Origin of the sequence: Blastomonas aquatica (assembly GCF_014639875.1) — a bacterium.
Classification (GTDB): Bacteria; Pseudomonadota; Alphaproteobacteria; order Sphingomonadales; family Sphingomonadaceae; genus Blastomonas; species Blastomonas aquatica.
The window spans coordinates 649,852-667,137 of the sequence record NZ_BMGD01000001.1 but is presented as its reverse complement, the minus strand read 5'-3'; the positions used below and the strand labels follow the sequence as shown (position 1 = coordinate 667,137).

13 protein-coding genes and 1 tRNA gene are annotated in these 17,286 nt (G+C 61.0%); 8 read left to right on the top strand and 6 right to left on the bottom strand.

All coding sequences use genetic code 11. From position 1 onward, the window contains the following. Nucleotides 1-77: 77 nt before the first annotated feature. Entirely contained in the window at nt 78-2,090 is a 2,013-nt protein-coding gene (gene thrS, locus IEW00_RS03065; protein ID WP_188512864.1) for a threonine--tRNA ligase, read from the top strand. A gap of 156 nt (nt 2,091-2,246) precedes the next feature. On the opposite strand, the gene IEW00_RS03060 is transcribed toward thrS, so the two are convergent. The 5 genes from IEW00_RS03060 to IEW00_RS03040 form a co-directional block, all read right to left on the bottom strand. Then, nucleotides 2,247-5,621, bottom strand: coding sequence for a TonB-dependent receptor (locus tag IEW00_RS03060; protein WP_229736772.1), 3,375 nt, complete (start codon nt 5,619-5,621; stop codon nt 2,247-2,249). Nucleotides 5,622-6,053: 432 nt separating this feature from the next. Beyond that, nucleotides 6,054-7,328 (bottom strand): ATP-dependent Clp protease ATP-binding subunit ClpX, encoded by a 1,275-nt coding sequence (gene clpX / locus IEW00_RS03055; protein ID WP_188512862.1) that lies wholly within the window; start codon nt 7,326-7,328, stop codon nt 6,054-6,056. A gap of 165 nt (nt 7,329-7,493) precedes the next feature. Next, the gene (gene clpP / locus IEW00_RS03050; protein WP_188512861.1) at nt 7,494-8,120 is read right to left on the bottom strand and encodes an ATP-dependent Clp endopeptidase proteolytic subunit ClpP; all 627 of its coding nucleotides are present in this window, start codon (nt 8,118-8,120) and stop codon (nt 7,494-7,496) included. Nucleotides 8,121-8,372: 252 nt separating this feature from the next. Beyond that, nucleotides 8,373-10,022, bottom strand: a complete 1,650-nt coding sequence (gene tig / locus IEW00_RS03045) for a trigger factor (protein WP_188513086.1) — start codon at nt 10,020-10,022, stop codon at nt 8,373-8,375. A 67-nt stretch (nt 10,023-10,089) separates the two neighbouring features. After that, nucleotides 10,090-10,174 (bottom strand) — tRNA-Leu (locus tag IEW00_RS03040). A gap of 143 nt (nt 10,175-10,317) precedes the next feature. Between IEW00_RS03040 and IEW00_RS03035 the strand changes: the two genes are divergently transcribed. Beyond that, complete coding sequence (locus IEW00_RS03035) at nt 10,318-10,509, top strand: hypothetical protein (protein WP_188512860.1); 192 nt, start codon at nt 10,318-10,320, stop codon at nt 10,507-10,509. Between the two features lie 89 nt (nt 10,510-10,598). Here the strand turns inward: IEW00_RS03035 and IEW00_RS03030 are convergent, their stop codons facing one another. Continuing rightward, nucleotides 10,599-13,520: a M16 family metallopeptidase gene (locus IEW00_RS03030; protein WP_188512859.1), complete on the bottom strand. Its 2,922-nt coding sequence runs from the start codon at nt 13,518-13,520 to the stop codon at nt 10,599-10,601. 149 nt (nt 13,521-13,669) lie between these two features. On the opposite strand from IEW00_RS03030, the gene IEW00_RS03025 reads away from it, so the two are divergent. The 6 genes from IEW00_RS03025 (at nt 13,670) to IEW00_RS03000 (ending at nt 17,285) form a co-directional block, all read left to right on the top strand. After that, nucleotides 13,670-14,245: a NifU family protein gene (locus tag IEW00_RS03025; protein WP_188512858.1), complete on the top strand. Its 576-nt coding sequence runs from the start codon at nt 13,670-13,672 to the stop codon at nt 14,243-14,245. Nucleotides 14,246-14,301: 56 nt separating this feature from the next. Continuing rightward, nucleotides 14,302-14,901 carry a malonic semialdehyde reductase gene (locus IEW00_RS03020; protein WP_188512857.1) on the top strand — a complete coding sequence of 200 codons (600 nt, stop codon included), beginning with the start codon at nt 14,302-14,304 and terminating at the stop codon, nt 14,899-14,901. Nucleotides 14,902-14,913: 12 nt separating this feature from the next. After that, entirely contained in the window at nt 14,914-15,576 is a 663-nt protein-coding gene (gene tsaB, locus IEW00_RS03015) for a tRNA (adenosine(37)-N6)-threonylcarbamoyltransferase complex dimerization subunit type 1 TsaB (protein WP_188512856.1), read from the top strand. Nucleotides 15,577-15,580: 4 nt separating this feature from the next. Next, complete coding sequence (locus IEW00_RS03010) at nt 15,581-16,102, top strand: GNAT family N-acetyltransferase (protein WP_188512855.1); 522 nt, start codon at nt 15,581-15,583, stop codon at nt 16,100-16,102. A gap of 170 nt (nt 16,103-16,272) precedes the next feature. Continuing rightward, on the top strand, nt 16,273-16,701 hold the full coding sequence (locus IEW00_RS03005; RefSeq protein WP_188512854.1) for a Ros/MucR family transcriptional regulator: 429 nt from the start codon (nt 16,273-16,275) through the stop codon (nt 16,699-16,701). 158 nt (nt 16,702-16,859) lie between these two features. Next, nucleotides 16,860-17,285, top strand: coding sequence for a Fur family transcriptional regulator (locus IEW00_RS03000; RefSeq protein ID WP_188512853.1), 426 nt, complete (start codon nt 16,860-16,862; stop codon nt 17,283-17,285). Nucleotide 17,286: the final 1 nt, after the last annotated feature.

Sequence of the window (17,286 nt, the reverse complement as noted above, 5' to 3'; positions counted from 1 at the left end):
CGCTGAAACTTGGCCCCTTTTGGGCTGCGCCGGATTGTGCCATGGCGCAGGAACAAGCGACAAGAAAGACACACGATATGTCCCAGCTTCTGAAGATCAGCCTGCCCGACGGCTCGGTGCGCGAAATGCCGCAAGGATCGACCCCGGCAGATGTGGCTGCCGCGATCGGCCCCGGCCTTGCCAAGGCTGCCATCGCCGCGCGTGTCGATGGCGAGCTGCGCGATATCATGCGGCCGTTCGAGGGGGATGCGCAGCTGGCGCTGGTCACCGCGCGCGACGAGGCTGATGCGCTCGAGCTGGCGCGGCACGACTTTGCACATATTCTCGCCGAAGCGGTGCAGAGCCTGTTTCCTGGCACGCAGATCACCTTCGGCCCCTCGACCGACGATGGCTTCTATTACGACTTTGCGCCTGCCGAACGCCCGTTCACCGACGAGGATCTGCCCGCGATCGAGGCCGAGATGCGCCGCATCATCGCCGCCGATCTGCCGCTCGTGCGCGAGGTGTGGAGCCGCAGCGACCTGATCGAACGCTGGCAGGCGGCAGGCGAAAGCTTCAAGGCCGAATGGGCCGCCGAGCTTCCCGATGACGAAGAGCTGACGGTGTACTGGTCGGGCGAGCCCGGACGTCCCGGTGCGTGGATGGACATGTGCCGCGGCCCGCATCTGGCCTCGACCGGCAAGCTCGACCCCAATGCGTTCAAGCTGACCCGCGTGTCGGGCGCGTACTGGCGCGGCGACCAGCGCAACCCGCAATTGTCGCGGATCTATGGCACCGGATGGCTCAACAAGAAGCAGCTCGATGCGCATCTGGTGCGGCTGGAAGAAGCGGCGAAGCGCGACCACCGCAAGATCGGCGCGGAGATGGACCTGTTCCACCTTCAGGCCGAGGCACACGGATCGGTGTTCTGGCACCCGCGCGGCTTCGTGATCTATCGCGCGCTCGAGGCGTACATGCGCCGCCGTCTGGATGCAGCTGGCTATCTTGAGGTCAAGACCCCGCAGGTGATGGATGCGCGTCAGTGGGAGCAATCGGGCCACTGGGGCAAGTATCGCGAGAACATGTTCGTCATCCCCGACGAGGTGCCCAACACCGAGGACGAGGGCCCGGTGGTGTCGAACGATGCCGCATGGATGGCCTTAAAGCCGATGAACTGCCCCGCGCACGTGCTGATCTTCCGCCAGGGGATCAAGAGCTATCGCGACCTGCCGCTCAGGCTCGCCGAAATGGGCTGCTGCCATCGCAACGAGCCGCACGGCGCGCTGCACGGGCTGATGCGGGTACGCCAGTTCACCCAGGACGATGCGCACATCTTCTGCCGCGAGGACCAATTGGTCGACGAGATCAGCAAATTCTGCGACCTGCTTGATGTGGTCTACAAGGATCTGGGCTTTGGCGATTATGCGATCAAGCTCGCACTGCGCCCCGAAAAGCGGTTCGGCACCGATGAAATGTGGGACTGGTCCGAGCAATCAATGCGCGATGCGGTTGCCGCAACTGGCCGCAACACCGAAGAATGGGGCTGGGAAGAGCTGCCGGGCGAAGGCGCGTTCTATGCGCCCAAGCTCGAGTTCCACTTGACCGACGCGATCGGCCGCACCTGGCAGGTCGGCACGATCCAGACCGACACCGTGCTGCCCGAACGGCTCGATGCGAGCTATATCGCCGAGGACGGCAACCGCCACCGCCCGGTCATGCTGCACCGTGCGATCCTCGGCAGCTACGAGCGATTTATCGGCATCCTGATCGAGCATTATGCCGGCAAGTTCCCGCTGTGGCTCGCGCCGGTGCAGGCGGTGGTTGCAACGATCGTCTCGGACGCGGACGATTATGCGCGCGAGGTTGTTGCGGCGCTGCAGGCGGCAGGGATCCGGGTCGAGGAGGATCTGCGCAACGAGAAGATCAACTACAAGGTGCGCGAGCATTCGGTCGGCCGGGTGCCCAATATCTTGGTCGTCGGCAAGCAGGAGGCCGAAAAGCGCACCGTCGCATTGCGCCGCCTGGGCCAGCAGCAACAGCAGTTCCTGTCGCTCGACGAGGTCGTGGCGATGCTCAAGAACGAGGCGCTGCCGCCCGACCTGAAGGGCTGATCCGTCCGGTCATTCGACGGACTCGAAAGGCCCCCTGTTCCCGAATCGGAACAGGGGGCCTTTTTTGTGCGCCGGGTCTGCCCGGCAACCCAAAGAGAAAGGGCGCGGTGGTCGAAACCACCGCGCCCCATGTGTTTCCCCGTGAAGGATAAATGATCAAAATTTGACGCGAACACCGAACCGGATACCCCACAGCGAACCATTGAGCTGGGTTGGGATGGTCGGCTCACGGAAGGTTGCACCAGCGTTATTGCTATAGAGCAACTGGGTGCAGGGCTGCGACAGATTGGCGGTGCTAGCAGCGTCGCCTGGTGTCTGCAGACAAGTAACGTTGGCTACCGAAACACTGCCTCCGACCTGGCGCAGGGTACCCCAGTCCTTGTCGATGAAGTTCAGCACGTTTTCCATTTCAGCGGAAAGTTCGACTTTGCCGCCGAAAAAGAGCGGAAGCTCTTGACGGATGGCAATATCGACCTTGTGGAACCAGGGGCTCGAAGCAATGTTCTTCGGAGCGATTTGTCCCTGGAAATCGTTCAGCTTGGTATTCTGAACGAACCGCTGGAAGCTATCAAAGTCAAAGTTTGCTGCATAAAGTACGCTGGGATCAGCAGTCCGGCTGCTTACATTGGGTACATAAGCCAGGAAGCGCGAGTTGCTGCCCAAGACACCGAAGACATTCGAACGCACGTTGTTGTTCGCAACGGGATCGGTGACGGTATAGCTGAAGCGACGACCAGAACGACCATTGTAGAACAATTCGAAGCGGGTGTTGTTGTCTCCGAACAACTGGTTGTCGAAGCCAAAGTTGAACCGCACCGCATTGTCACGCTGGAAATCAGATGTGCCATATGCCGAGATGTTGGGGTCGAAGTTTACAGATCCGGTGTAGTTCGAGAATGCCACCGAAGAGTTGCCCGGGTTGCCGTCCTTCACGCGCGAGAAGGTGTAGGCACCGTTCATGAAGAAGCCGGAGCCCCAACGCTTGGAGAAGCGCGCAACGGCGTTCCAGCTGTAACCCCGATCAGCGTTCGTGAGCAGGATATCGAAGTTGTTGCTCGCCTGGACGCCGGGCAGCAGATTGTAGCGAGGGCGGCCATCGGGAAGTGTCCCGTTGGCTACACTGCGAAGATCTGTCCATTCCAGCGCGTCGCGAACCCTCGACCAGATGACGTCAGCTCCAAAGTTCCATCCGTCGCCAAGGCCACCAAGGTCGGCTTCATAGTCAACCGAGCCCGAGACACGCCATTGAGAAATAGGATTGAAGTTTGGATCAAGCGCGTTGGTACGGGCGTTTGAAGCACCGCCTGTCTGCAGACCAGCCAACAGCTGCTGCGGGACGCCGGTCCCACCAGAGACACCATTCAGGCTTGCTGCTGCCAGTGCCTGTACCTGGGGAGCGCTAAGGCCGCTCAAGCCACCAACCGTAAACGTGCCATTAGCCTGACGGGTAACGGTCGCCGTTCCGAGCAGCGGACCAGGAAGCGAATAGTTGTTCGAAATCCAGACGTTGGGGTTACCGCCACCAAAGATACCAGCAGAACCGCGGATCTTCAAACGGTCGGTCGGCTTCCAGTTCACGCCAAAGCGCGGCTGGAACAAGCTGCGACCATTAAGGGTCGATGTGTTGGGAAAGCCGTAACGTGCCAGAAAATCGCTGTTTGCAAACGGACGATCGGGCGTGTCGAACAGGTCATAACGCATGCCAGCAACCACGGTCAGGTTGTCTGCCAGATCGATCGTGTCCATGATCCCAAAGGTCCAGCTGTTGTTCTGGAATTCTGCGGCAACAGTATCAAGACCGCCGCGCAGCGGTGTGGAGATCGACAGCTGGTTGGCGTTGCGTGCCTCAAGATCGGCGATCGAGTCAAAGTAGAACACACCAGAAACACCCTGCGCGAACAGGTTGCGAATGTCCTGACGCCGACGCTCGGCGATCAGCTTGACTGTGTGATTGTTCAAGTTGAGCGTGGCCTGGAATTCCACTGCAAGCGATTGCGCGTCAAGCTCGTTTGCCTGGCGGCTAAAGTCTGGGCCGAAGCGCAGCTGCCGGGTTCCTGCCGAACATGCCGTCGGAATACCCACCGAAGTAGGGTCGAGGCAGACGAGGAATTCACCAAAATCGCGGTTTCCACCGACGGGTTCCTGCAGACGGACATAATCTGCATAGGATACGCGCAGCTGGGTCGAGAAATTGTCGCTCCACTGGTTGTTCGACTGGATGATGCCGAAGTGGTTCGTGGACCCCAGCGTGTAGTTGTTCGACAGCAGGAAAAAGGTTGGGCTTGTTGCGTTGATCGCTCCCACACCGGTCTGGCCCGCAAGCGCGCGGCTTTCATTCCAGATATAGGTTGCGGTGATACGGTGACCGTCAGCGACGTTCCAGTCGAGCTTCGTGACCAACTTGTCATCGCTTTCAACGATGGAGTCCGCCACGCCCAATGTGTCGAAGTTGTAGACGCTCTGTGCAATGCCGCTGATCTGAGCGATCTGGGCATCGGTAATGCCAAGCTGCGACGGCTGCACATCTGCGGGTACAGTTTCGCGGGTGCGCTCATAGGTTACAGCGAAGAACAGCTTGTCCTTGATGATAGGACCGCTGGCTTGCGCGGTGTAAATTTGAGACTCAAACGAGCCGGTCCGGGTCAGATCGTCCGCGCGAGAACCGCGCAGGCTCTGATCCTGATAAAGCGCGCCACCCAGGAAGCTGAAGCGGTTGCTGCCCGACTTCAACTGCGCATTAATCGCGCCGCCCTGGAAGAAGCCTTGCTGAATATCGACGGGTGCAACCTCGACCGAGAATTCTCCGATCGCGTCGAGCGGAACCGGGCCGCGGGTTGATACCAGGCCGCCTGCTTCCAGGCCAAAGGGATCGCCGAACGCAACGCCATCGACGGTGAAGCGGTTAAACCGGTTGTTCTGACCTGCAATGCTGATCGAGTTGTTGGTTGGATCGAGGTTGACCAGGGGGTCGCGGGCGGCAAGATTGCGGATATCGCGGTTGACGTTGGCAACACCCAAAATGTCGCGCGCTGTCAGCACGGTGCCTGCACCCGAATCGAGATCACGCGCAGCGCTCACCGACGATGCAGTCACAACGATGACCGACTGCGACTGAAGTGCCACGGGAACCCGGAAGGCTTGGCCAGCCTGAAGGAAGATATCGGTCACCGACGATTGTTCGAAGCCCGAAGCGTTGACTTCAACGGTGAAAGGACCACCCAGGCGGAGGCCGGAGGTGCTGAAGTTTCCTTGAGCATCGGTGGTGGTCGACGCGACCGTACCCGACGGCGTGTGGATCACGCGGACTTCTGCGCCTGCAAGCGGAGTGCCATCACCGGTGACGGAACCGCGGACCGACGAAGTCGTTTCCTGGGCATGGGCCGGAGCCGCCATGACGGTGGCAAGCGAAAGCGCGGCTGCGCTGGCTGCCAAATAATAACGAATTTGCATGTGTCTGTTCCCCGTTTTTGCCGCCCCGTAGACACCGGCGGCGTTCAGATTGAAGTCATCCCGTTGAGATGACCTGCGCACTAGGGGGCCCTAAGGACAGAAAAGCGAAACCGATGTGAAGGATATATGACACATTTAAGTCGGCATATGACATGAAACGGGTAACCGATTTTCGTATGACCTAAGCTACGGAAATAAAACAGAAAGATAGAGCCTTGTCACAAGCCTGTCGGCTTTGTTCAGCCAGTCATTTCCCGCAGTTTAGGACGTTTTGTTCGCAACTGCGGCATAAATGACACGCCGGCCAACGCGCGGTAACCGGAATATGACACAAGGCAGGTGAGATGATGCGCCGCCGTTCGACTCGAGTGTCGGACAATAGGAAGGATCGATCCCTGCGCTCATGAAAAAGGGCACGAAGGTTAACCCGCGCCCTTTTTTGTGTCTCGTTCGTCTGTTCCTGGCTGCCTGTTTTTGACGGTCTTGCCCTGGCAGCCTGTCAGGCCGGTGGGATCAGGCAGCGTCGCCCGCGCCGACCTTGTCCTTGGCGGCAAACACCTGGATCGGGTCCTTGCGGCCCTCGACCACGTCCTTGTCGACGACGATCTCGGCGACGCCCTTCATGCCGGGCAGTTCGAACATGGTATCAAGCAGCATCGCCTCGACGATCGAGCGCAGGCCGCGCGCGCCGGTCTTGCGCTCGATCGCCTTCTTGGCGATCGCCTCAAGAGCGTCCTCGGTGAAGCTGAGCTCGACATCCTCAAGTTCGAACAGCTTCTGATACTGCTTGATCAGCGCGTTCTTGGGCTCCTTGAGGATCTTGACCAAGGCGTTGATATCCAGGTCCTCAAGCGTCGCAATGACCGGCAGGCGGCCGACGAACTCGGGGATCAGGCCGAACTTGAGCAGATCCTCGGGCTCGGTCTTGGTCAGCATCTCGCCGGTCTTGCGTTCCTCGGGAGCGGCGACGTGCGCGCCGAAGCCGATCGACTTGCCCTGCAGACGGTCACCAATGATCTTTTCCAGACCCGCAAACGCCCCGCCGCAAATGAACAGGATGTTGGTGGTGTCGACCTGCAGGAATTCCTGCTGCGGATGCTTGCGCCCACCTTGCGGCGGAACGCTCGCGGTGGTGCCTTCCATCAGCTTGAGCAACGCCTGCTGTACACCTTCGCCCGAGACGTCGCGGGTGATCGAGGGGTTCTCGGCCTTGCGGCTGATCTTGTCGATCTCATCGATATAGACGATGCCGCGCTGCGCCTTCTCGACATTATAGTCGGATGCCTGGAGCAGCTTGAGGATGATGTTCTCGACATCCTCGCCGACATAGCCCGCCTCGGTCAGCGTAGTTGCATCAGCCATGGTGAAGGGCACGTCGAACGTCTTGGCAAGCGTCTGCGCGAGCAAGGTCTTGCCACAGCCGGTAGGGCCGACGAGCAGGATGTTCGACTTGGCGAGTTCGACCTCGCCGCCACCTTTGCCCGAATGGTTGAGCCGCTTGTAATGGTTGTGCACCGCGACCGATAGCACCCGCTTGGCGCGGTTCTGACCGATCACATAATCGTTGAGGACATCGCAGATTTCCTGCGGAGTCGGAACGCCGCCATCCTTCTTGCCGGCCAGGCCAGCCTTGGATTCCTCGCGGATGATGTCGTTGCACAGTTCTACGCACTCGTCGCAGATGAACACGGTGGGCCCGGCAATCAGCTTGCGGACTTCATGCTGCGATTTTCCGCAGAAAGAGCAATACAGGGTGCTCTTCGAATCGGAACCGCTCAGCTTGGTCATAGCTCTTCCTTCTGTTCCGGCGCCTGGGTGCCCGGAACGTGACGTTTCAGCCTAATGCCAAAAACGCAGAATTCAACACGCAACACCGACCAGACGGGCCGGTGTTGCGTCTAAACTTGCACACGTAAAGGCACAGTCGCACCCTGATATAGGATACGAAACCTGTTAATTCCCTGAATCTTCGGTCGGCGAGGGCCGCTTTTCCATCACATGATCGACCAGGCCGAATTCCTTGGCCTCGTGCGCCTCAAGGAACGTATCGCGGTCCATTGCCTTTTCGATGGTCGCCAGATCCTTGCCGGTGAACTGCACGTACAGGTCGTTCATGCGCTTGCGAATCCGCAGAATCTCGCGCGCCTGAATCTCGATGTCCGATGCCATGCCGCGTGCGCCGCCCGAGGGCTGGTGGACCATGATCCGCGCATTCGACAGCGCGGTGCGCATGCCGGGTTCGCCCGCGGCGAGCAGGAAGCTGCCCATCGATGCGGCCTGGCCGATGCACACGGTGGCCACGCGCGGGCGGATGTACTGCATGGTATCGTAGATCGCCATCCCTGCGGTCACCACGCCGCCGGGCGAGTTGATGTACATCGAGATATCCTTTTTGGGATTCTCCGATTCGAGGAACAGCAATTGCGCCACGATCAGCGAGGCCATGTTGTCCTCGACCTCGCCGGTGACGAACACGATACGCTCGCGCAGCAACCGCGAGAAAATGTCAAAGCTGCGCTCTCCGCGGTTCGACTGCTCGATGACAATCGGAACCAAAGCATCGCGGACGGTATCGAACATAAACGGGCCTTCTTTCTGCTCTTGTATATCAGCCGTCTAAATCGGCCTGTTTGTGCAAGAGTTCAAGCCCCGATGGCGGCGCGGTGGAATATTGAGAGTGGGCCCCTCTCCCCTACCGCCTGCGGGAGGGGTGGACACGCCGCAGGCGGGGCCGGGGTGGGCCTGAATCCAGGGTGGTGCCTTTTCAGGCCCACCCCCGGTCCGGCGAGCCGGGCCTGCCCCTCCCGCAAGCGGGAGGGGAGAGGCAAAGCGTCAGGCCTTCTTGGCAGCAGCCTTCTTCGGAGCGGCCTTCTTGACGGCAGGCTTGGCTTCGGCAGCTTCTGCTGCAGGCTCTTCGGTCTTGGCGGCAGCTTTCTTGGCCGGCGCCTTTTTGGCGGGCTTTTCAGCAGCTTCCGGAGCAGCTTCGGCTTCGGGCGCAGCTTCGGCGTCCGCGTCCTTCTTTACCGCTGCCTTCTTGGGAGCGGCCTTCTTGGCCTTGGGCTTATCGTCGTGCGCGTGATCGTGATCATGGTCGCAATCGGGGCCATGGACGTGACCGCCGCCGGTGCCGACATTGGCCCCAACGTTGGCATCGTCTTCGGCTTCGATCGCAGCTTCGAGTTCCTCGCGGGTCACCTTGCGCTCGGTGATCGTCGCCTTGTCGAACAGGAAGTCGACGACCTTGTCTTCATACAGCGGCGCGCGCAGCTGGGCTGCAGCCATCGGGTCCTTCTGGATGTACTCGGCAAAGCGCTGGCGGTCTTCCTGGCGGTACTGCTGCGCGGCCTGTGCGACCAGCATCTGCATTTCCTGGGCGGACACCTCGACGCCGTTCGACTGGCCGATCTCGGAGAGCAACAGGCCCAGGCGGACGCGGCGGACAGCGATCGAGCGATACTCCTCGCGGTCGCCTTCCATCTCGGCGCGCGCGGCCTCGACGTCTTCTTCCTGTGCGGCTTCCTGCTGGAGCTGCGCCCAGATCTGTTCGAATTCAGCCTCGACCATCGAGGGCGGAACTTCGAAATCATGGTTTGCTGCCAGCTGGTCGAGCAGGCGGCGCTTCATGTGGGTGCGGGTCAGGCCGTTCAGTTCCTGCTCCAGCTGGCCCTTGATCAGGCCGGTCAGCTGCTCGAGGCTTTCGAGGCCAAGCGACTTGGCGAAATCATCGTCGAGCTTGGTTTCGGCAGGCTTCTTCACTTCGCCCACGACGATGTCGAAGGTCGCGTCCTTGCCGGCCAGGTCCTTGGCGCCGTATTCGGCGGGGAAGGTCACGTTGATCACGGCTTCGTCATTGGCCTTGAGGCCGACGAGCTGGTCTTCGAAGCCGGGGATCAGCTGGCCCGATCCGATGACGACGGCCATGCCCTCGCCCTTGCCGCCTTCAAAAGGAACGCCATCGACCTTGCCTTCGAAATCGATCAGAACCTGATCGCCGTCCTTGGCCTTGTAGCTCTTGGCGGCGGTCTCATAGCTCTTCTGGCCATCGGCTATGCGCTGCAGCGCTTCGGTCACGGCAGCGTCGCCGGGCTCGACGGTCAGGCGCTCGAGCGTGATCTGATCGATCGCGGGCGCAGGAACCTGGGGCAGCACTTCGAGCGACATCGTCACTTCGGCGTCCTTGCCGGCCTCATAATCTTCGGCCAGATCGATCGAAGGCTGGATCGCGGGGCGCAGGCCGTTTTCGCGGATCGCCTTGTCGACGCTTTCCTGGATTGACGAATTCAGCGCATCGGCATGAATCGATTCGCCGTGCATCTTGCGAATCAGATTGGCGGGCACCTTGCCGGGGCGGAACCCGGGCATGCGCACCTGCGGCGCAATCTTTTTCACTTCTGCGTCCACCCGCGCTTCCAGATCCTTGGCAGCGATGGTGATGGTATAGGCCCGCTTGAGGCCTTCGTTCAGCGTCTCGACAATCTGCATCGGCTTAAACTCTTGTCTTTCCATGTTTTGAAAGGGTGATCGTTCCCTTTCCCGGCCATCGGAACGATGGTGCGGGCGAAGGGACTTGAACCCCCACATCTTTCGATACCAGAACCTAAATCTGGCGCGTCTACCAGTTTCGCCACGCCCGCGACGCGGTAATCAAGCGCGTGCGTCTAAAGAAGGTTGCCGCAAAGGGCAAGGGGGGCAAATCCGCAGTTTAGCACGATCCAGCCGCATCGGACATGCAACCGCGTGCCCCGCGCGGCGTTGGATTGCTGAAAGGAACTATCTCATGGCCACACGTCCCGAAGATCCTGCCATTCCCGATCCTGACACGATCGAGCCGCAATCCCCTCCCGAAGTTCCGATCAGCGAGCCGCCGATGGAGGACCCTGATCTTCAACCACCCGGGCTTGATCCGCTGCAGCCTGACATCATCGAACCGGGCCGCGGCCCCGACGAGATGCCCGCCCAGATGAGCTGATTGCAGCAAAAGCCCCGGCACAATAATTGACGACCGCGAAACAGACCCCCGCCTTGCACGAGCACGGCGGGGGTTTTGGCACGTTCAGATCAGGGTTTGGGCGCGTCCTGTGGTAGCACCACGAACGACCATGCCTTGTCCTTGACCAGATATTTCGCCGCCAGCGCCTGCATTCTTTCAGGCGTGGTCACGGTATAGTCGGGAAGGATAGTCCGCAGCGCAGATATGCGACGCGGGTCGCGAGTCGCGCCCTGCAACTGGTTGAGCCAGAAGTTGTTGCCCGTGCTTGCACGCGAAACCAATTGACGCAGCGGCTCTGTGGCGCGCGCCAGTTCATCGGCGCTCACCGGAGTCTCGGCCAGATCGGCGGCGATCGCGTTGGCGATGTCGAAGAACTTGCCGACATTCTCGGGCGCAAGCTGACCGATGACCCCGACATAGCCGCCCTTGTCGAACGCCAGCGGCCAGTTGTTGAGCACCTGCGGCGCATAGCTTGCGCCCGCCTGCGCGCGCAGCTGGTCGAACAGGCGGCTGTTGAAGATTGCGGTCAGGATCTCGAGCTGGCGGCTTTCCTGCACGTTGGTGATGCCGCCACCGGTTGGCCAGCCAAGGAACGCTGCGGCCTGGTCGGGTGCACCTTCATGCCGGACCACCACGGGTTCGGCAGTCGGGGCAGGGAACGACATCGTGTCGGGTCCGCTGACCACGGGTACGGCATCGCGCCGCGGCAGCGCTCCAAACGTCTTTTCCAGCGCCGCCAATGCTTCGGGCTTGTCGAAATCACCGAACAGCAGCACTTCGATCGGTCCCTGCGCCAGCAGGGGTTCCCAGGTCGCGCGGAACGCTTCGGGGGTCAGCGCAGCAGCTTCCTGGGGGCTTGGCACCTTCCAGCGCGGATCGCGGTCGCGGGTCAGATAGCTCAGGTCGCGCTCGAGCACCGTCTGCGGTGACATCGAGAAGCTGCGATAGGCAAGCTCGGTTCCCGCCTTGGCGCGGCGGACCGGGTTGGGGTCCCAGCGCGGCTCGGCGAGCTTGGCTGCGAACAGCTTGAGCTGGTCGGCAAGATCGCTGCGGCGCGTATCGGCCGAGAAGGCAAACGCATCGTTCTCGATCTCGAAGCCGAAGCCGATGCGGCGGCCGTTGGTCAGCCGATCAAGCCCTTCCTGGCCGATCTCGCCGACACCGCTTGCCACCAATGCGGCCTGGCCGGACCAGACCAAAGAAGGCTGGTCTGCCGGAAACGCCTGGTAGCCGTTGCCAAAGCGGACCTTGACCATGATCTTGGAGACTTCGGCATCGTTGGGATAAAGGATCGCCTTCACCCCGTTCGAAAGCTCGACCATTTCGATACCCAGCAGCCGGATGTCGGTGGTTGAGGTCACCGTCCCGGGCGCACCCAGATCGGGCAGGTCGTCAAAGGTCACCGCTGCTGCTGCCAGACGGGCAGTTGCATCCGCAGTCACGTCCCGGGTCAAAGCCGTGTTCAGCAGCGTCGTTGCATCGGGCACAGCCTCGGGCGAAATCAGGATCGCGCGGGTCGTGACCCCGGTGAACAGCCGCCGGGTCGATTCGAGCAGACGCTCGGGCGTGTACATATCCTTCATGTCTCGAAACACTTCGAGCGCGGTTTCGGGTGCAGCGATGGTCTCGCGGATATCGACCGCACCGATGACGTCGTCGGCCTGCTTGGACCCCGCTTCGGTCTCGGCGCTTTCGACTCGGACCGCAAGCGCGGCATCGAACTCGGCCATTTCGCGAGCGATTTCCTCGGGCGTGGGCGCAGTGGTCGTGGCGTCGGCCAGTACCCCGCGGACATCGGCGAGCGCGGCCTGCCAATCGTTGCCGATCGGAACGATCGAGACAAAGGTGCCATCGACCGAGCGGCTGACGTCTTCGGCATTGACCTGCGCCTGCAGGAAGCTGCCGCCGCCGCGTGCGCGGCCTTCGAGCCGGCGGTTGATCAATTGGGTCGCGACCAGATCGATCAGCAATTGCTGGTTGTAGGCGATGGTGTCGTTGACCGGCTTCCAAGGCCGCAGGATCCCCATGCTGACCAGATAGGGAAAGCCCGGCTCGACCACTGCCTGTGCCACCGGCTTGGATACATCGGGTTCACCGAAGCCCGGATAAGGTGCCTGCTTGCCGCCGAGCTTCCAGTCGCCGTAATGCGTCTTGATCGATGCCTCGAGCGTTGCCGGATCGACATCGCCCGCGATCACGATCACGGTGTTCTCGGGTCGGTACCAGCGTTGGTGGAACGCGCGCACGGCCTCTGATGTCGCAGCGTTCAGCGTCTCGGGCTTGCCGATCGGCGAGCGTTCAGCAAGCTTTTGTCCGGCAAAGAACAGCTGGCGGGTCGCGTCACCGACGCGCACCTGCGCGCCAGACCGTTCGCGCAGCTCGGCCATCACCACCGGGACTTCCGCAGTCACTGCCTCCTTGGTCAAACCGGGTTCGCGGATCATGCCCGAAAGGATCTTCATGCTCTCGTCGAGCCCGGCCGGGGTCGCGGCGGGCAGATCGAGCTTGTACACGGTGTGCGTCGGGGTCGTCTCGGCGTTGCTGTCGCTGCCGAAGCTGGCGCCCAGCCGCTGCCAGATGCGGATCGCCTCGCCATCGGGGACATATTTCGATCCGCGGAACGTCAGATGCTCGAGCAGATGGGCAAAACCCTGTTCGGGGTCGGCTTCCATCATCGATCCGGCATCGATGCGGACCCGGATCGAAACCTGACCCGGCGGCACGCCGTTGCGGCGCACCGCATAGCGCACGCCATTGCTCAATTCGCCAAAGGTCCAGGCCTTGTCGACCGGGACATTGCTGCCCTTGTACAGCCAGGGGGTCTTTTCGCCTGCTTCCAGATTGGGCGGGCGCAGCGGCTTGCCGTTTTCGTCCTTGCCACTGGCGGCAGGCTCGCCCGGCAACTGGGCAAGCGACGGAACGGTGAGAAGCAGGGAGAGGGCCGCAAGAGCCGCGGCCGCGCGCGCTGGGCGCATCAGGGGAAAGGTCATGCAGCGATGTATAGGCAGCGCAATTCTGACTGACCAGTGAATATGCGGCACGCAGGGCATGCATTCCCGCCCAAATGAAAGCCGCTGGCGGCCCGGCTGAAAGAAAAACTGCCTTGCGAAGGCGTGGTCGCTGCCCCAGATAACCAGCCATGCTGATAGAAACCGAAACCACCCCGAACCCTGCCACGCTGAAGTTCCTTCCGGGCCGCAAGGTCATGGATATGGGCACTCGCGACTTTGCCTCTCCCGAAGAGGCAGCGGCCTCGCCGCTGGCAGAAGCTATATTTGGCTTTGGCGATGTGACGGGGGTTTTCTTCGGCCACAACTTCATTTCGGTGACCGCAGGCCCGGGCGCAGACTGGTCCGGCCTCAAGCCCGATATCCTTTCGGTGCTACTCGACCATTTTTCAGCCGAGATGCCGTTGTTCCGCGCTGCCAGTGCAGCGGGAATCGCGGTTCCGGCCGAAGACGCCGATTGGCCGACCAATCCCGAAGACGAAGACATAGTTGCTCAGATCAAGGAACTGATCGAGACCCGCGTCCGTCCAGCGGTCGCCAACGATGGCGGCGACATCCTCTATCGCGGGTTCGACAAGGGCGTGGTCTATCTGCAGATGCAGGGCGCGTGTTCGGGCTGCCCTTCGTCGAGTGCAACGCTCAAGCACGGCATCGAATCGCTGCTCAAGCATTATGTGCCCGAAGTGATCGAGGTCCGCGCCGCCTGAAGCTTCTGGCTCCGGCCAAGACTACCTATTTGTATCGACACAAGGATTTCATCACGATGACCGCTCCTCTGGATGATGGCGCGCTGGACCAGCTGTTCCGCACCGCGCGCACCTATAACGGCTATACCGACAAGCCCGTTGCGACCGAACAGCTGAACGGCATCTGGGACCTGATGAAGATGGGCCCAACCTCGGCAAACATGCTGCCGGCGCGGCTGGTCTGGTGTGTATCGGACGAGGCCAAGCAGAAGCTTGCTGGCTGCGCGATGGATTCGAACGCCAGCAAGATCATCGCAGCACCTGTCTCGGTGGTGATCGGCATGGACATGGAATTCTACGAACTGCTGCCCGAGCTTTTCCCGCACACCGATGCGCGCAGCTGGTTCACCGGCGAGGGCAAGGAGCAGTTCCGTCGTGATTCCGCCCTGCGCAACTCGTCGTTGCAGGGCGCCTATTTCATCCTCGCGGCACGCGCATTGGGGCTCGATACCGGGCCGATGTCGGGCTTTAATAACGATGCCGTGGATGCTGCGTTTTTTGCCGACCAGCCGAATGTGAAATCGAACTTTATCTCGACGCTGGGCTATGGTGACCGCTCGACGGTGTATGAACGCGGTCCGCGCCCCGGTTTTGACCGCTTCAACACAATCGTCTAGCGCGGATCGGGTATGACGCCCGAACACGACACCCTGCTGGTCATCGACACCGCGACCGAAGCCTGTTCGGTCGCCCTGTTTGCGCGAGGAGCGCTTGTTGCATCCGATCATGCTGTGATGGGCCGGGGGCATGCCGAGCGGCTGGTCCCGATGATCGCGCGGTTGCCAGGCAGAGGCCGCGCCGCTTCAATCCTGGTCAATTGCGGGCCCGGCAGCTTTACCGGCGTGCGCGTCGGGCTGGCGGCTGCGCGTGCGCTCGCGCTGGCCTGGAACGTTCCGGTCAGCGGCTATTCCACGCATGATCTGATCGCTGCGATGGCGCTGGACGCCATGCCCGATATGCCCGGTGTCGATGTCGTGATGACCGGGGGGCATGGTGAGTATTTCGTCCAGTCCTTCGATGCTGCCCGCCAGCCTGCCACAGCTCTCACCTCGCTGGCCCCCGACGCGGCCGCGAATATCTGCGTCCAGGCGCTTGTCGCCGGGTCGATGGCGCAAGCGCTGGTGGCTGCGCGTGGCCATGGCACCGCATTGGCGCTGCTGCCCGATGCGCGCAAAGCGCTGCTGCTCGCACCGTCCGCCCGCGCTCTGCCTGCCGACCCGGTCTATGGACGAGGGGCTGATGCCAAGCCCATGGCGGTTCCAACGCCTGCCAAAGCACACGCGCCTGGCTGACGCGATGACCGGGGATCGTTTCCTGTCTGAACCCCGCCGGCCGTTGCAGCTGATTTCGGGAATGGCTGCCGAAGATGCGCTTGGTCCGGTCATGCAGGTCATGCAGACCGCGTTCGATCCGATGTACGGCGAGGCGTGGAACCACAGCCAGACAAGGTCGATGCTGGCGATCCCGCTGACCCATACGATCATCGCTGAAATGCCGTTGACCACCGATGCTAGCGCTTCGGGAGATCCTGTTGGATTTTCAATGTCGCGGCGCGTGGGGGATGAGGAAGAACTGCTGTTGATTGCAGTGATACCACGATGGCGTCATTCTGGGGCGGGTTCTTCGCTCCTGACCCAAGTTATTGATAATGCGGTGGATGCCGGGGTAAGGCGGATCCTTCTCGAGATGCGAAGCAATAATCCTGCCAGTCGTCTTTACCATAAATTTGGGTTCAGGCAGATCGGCCTGCGCAAAAATTACTATAAAGGGCTAGACTCTCAGTTTTACGATGCTCTGACACTGGAGTTGATATTATAAATAACTTGCATAAAGATTAGTAAGAGATCACCCTGCATTTTGTCGTTCACTGCCACTGACTGGCAACAATGACGTTGACGCCCGCAGGCTGTTCTTGCATACCGCGCACGTTCGGCCAAAGTGCCGGATTATGGGTCGTTAATCAAAACATAGAAACGGGATCACGCAACATGGCGGACACAGATTTTGAAATGCACGAGACGCTGATTACGCTGACAGCGGATATTGTTGCCGCGCATGTCAGCAACAACAGCGTTGCCGTATCGGACATTCCCACCCTGATCGAAAATGTACATCGCGCGCTCAACGGCCTTTCGCCGACTGAAGCCGTCGCCGAAGTCGAGCGCCCCGAACCTGCAGTTTCGGTGCGGGCTTCGATCAAGCCCGACTATATCGTCTGCCTAGAAGACGGTAAAAAGCTCAAGATGCTCAAGCGCCATCTGATGACGCATTACAACATGACCCCCGACGAGTATCGCGCGCGCTGGAACCTTCCTGCCGATTACCCGATGGTCGCTCCCAATTACGCCGCGACCCGTCGTGAACTGGCCAAGAAGATCGGCTTGGGCCGCAAGCCGGGCAAGCGTCCGGTAAAATAAACTGGTTTTACCGCATTGCCTCGGCGGGCGGTTGCAATTGTTGCGATGTACGATAAATTGGCTGGCAGGCGCGGCACTGACCGCGCTGGCCAGCCAGCGTGCTGCATTTGCGCGCAGCTTGGCTGGCATAAACCAGCAACGGCATTCAAAGGGGCAGCATGCGCCAGAAAATAGACTTGGAGGCGCTGTGCGCTGACCGAGGCCTGCGGATCACAGATCAGCGGCGCGTCATCGCCCGTGTTCTGTCGGAAGCTGATGATCATCCCGACGTCGAGCGTCTGCACGAACGTGCCTCGGCGATCGACCCGCGTATTTCGATCGCCACCGTCTATCGCACGGTGCGGTTGTTCGAAGAGGCGGGTATCCTCGACCGGCATGATTTCGGCGATGGGCGCGCGCGCTACGAAGCCGCGCCCGAGGCACATCATGACCATCTGATCGATGTCGAAACCGGCAAGGTCATCGAATTTGTCGATCCCGAGCTTGAGGCATTGCAGAAGCTGATCGCCGAAAAGCTGGGCTATCGGTTGGTCGATCACCGCATGGAGCTGTACGGCGTTTCGATCGATCGCAAAGACGGATAGC

Excerpts from the sequence above, each read along its gene's own strand:
- IEW00_RS03005 (WP_188512854.1), top strand. The coding sequence starts at position 16,273 with ATGGCGGACACAGATTTTGAAATGCACGAGACGCTGATTACGCTGACA.
- IEW00_RS03020 (WP_188512857.1), top strand. The coding sequence starts at position 14,302 with ATGACCGCTCCTCTGGATGATGGCGCGCTGGACCAGCTGTTCCGCACC.
- IEW00_RS03000 (WP_188512853.1), top strand. The coding sequence starts at position 16,860 with ATGCGCCAGAAAATAGACTTGGAGGCGCTGTGCGCTGACCGAGGCCTG.
- tsaB (WP_188512856.1), top strand. The coding sequence starts at position 14,914 with ATGACGCCCGAACACGACACCCTGCTGGTCATCGACACCGCGACCGAA.
- IEW00_RS03035 (WP_188512860.1), top strand. The coding sequence starts at position 10,318 with ATGGCCACACGTCCCGAAGATCCTGCCATTCCCGATCCTGACACGATC.
- IEW00_RS03030 (WP_188512859.1), bottom strand. The coding sequence starts at position 13,520 with ATGACCTTTCCCCTGATGCGCCCAGCGCGCGCGGCCGCGGCTCTTGCG.
- tig (WP_188513086.1), bottom strand. The coding sequence starts at position 10,022 with ATGCAGATTGTCGAGACGCTGAACGAAGGCCTCAAGCGGGCCTATACC.
- clpP (WP_188512861.1), bottom strand. The coding sequence starts at position 8,120 with ATGTTCGATACCGTCCGCGATGCTTTGGTTCCGATTGTCATCGAGCAG.
- IEW00_RS03010 (WP_188512855.1), top strand. The coding sequence starts at position 15,581 with ATGACCGGGGATCGTTTCCTGTCTGAACCCCGCCGGCCGTTGCAGCTG.
- clpX (WP_188512862.1), bottom strand. The coding sequence starts at position 7,328 with ATGACCAAGCTGAGCGGTTCCGATTCGAAGAGCACCCTGTATTGCTCT.
- IEW00_RS03025 (WP_188512858.1), top strand. The coding sequence starts at position 13,670 with ATGCTGATAGAAACCGAAACCACCCCGAACCCTGCCACGCTGAAGTTC.
- thrS (WP_188512864.1), top strand. The coding sequence starts at position 78 with ATGTCCCAGCTTCTGAAGATCAGCCTGCCCGACGGCTCGGTGCGCGAA.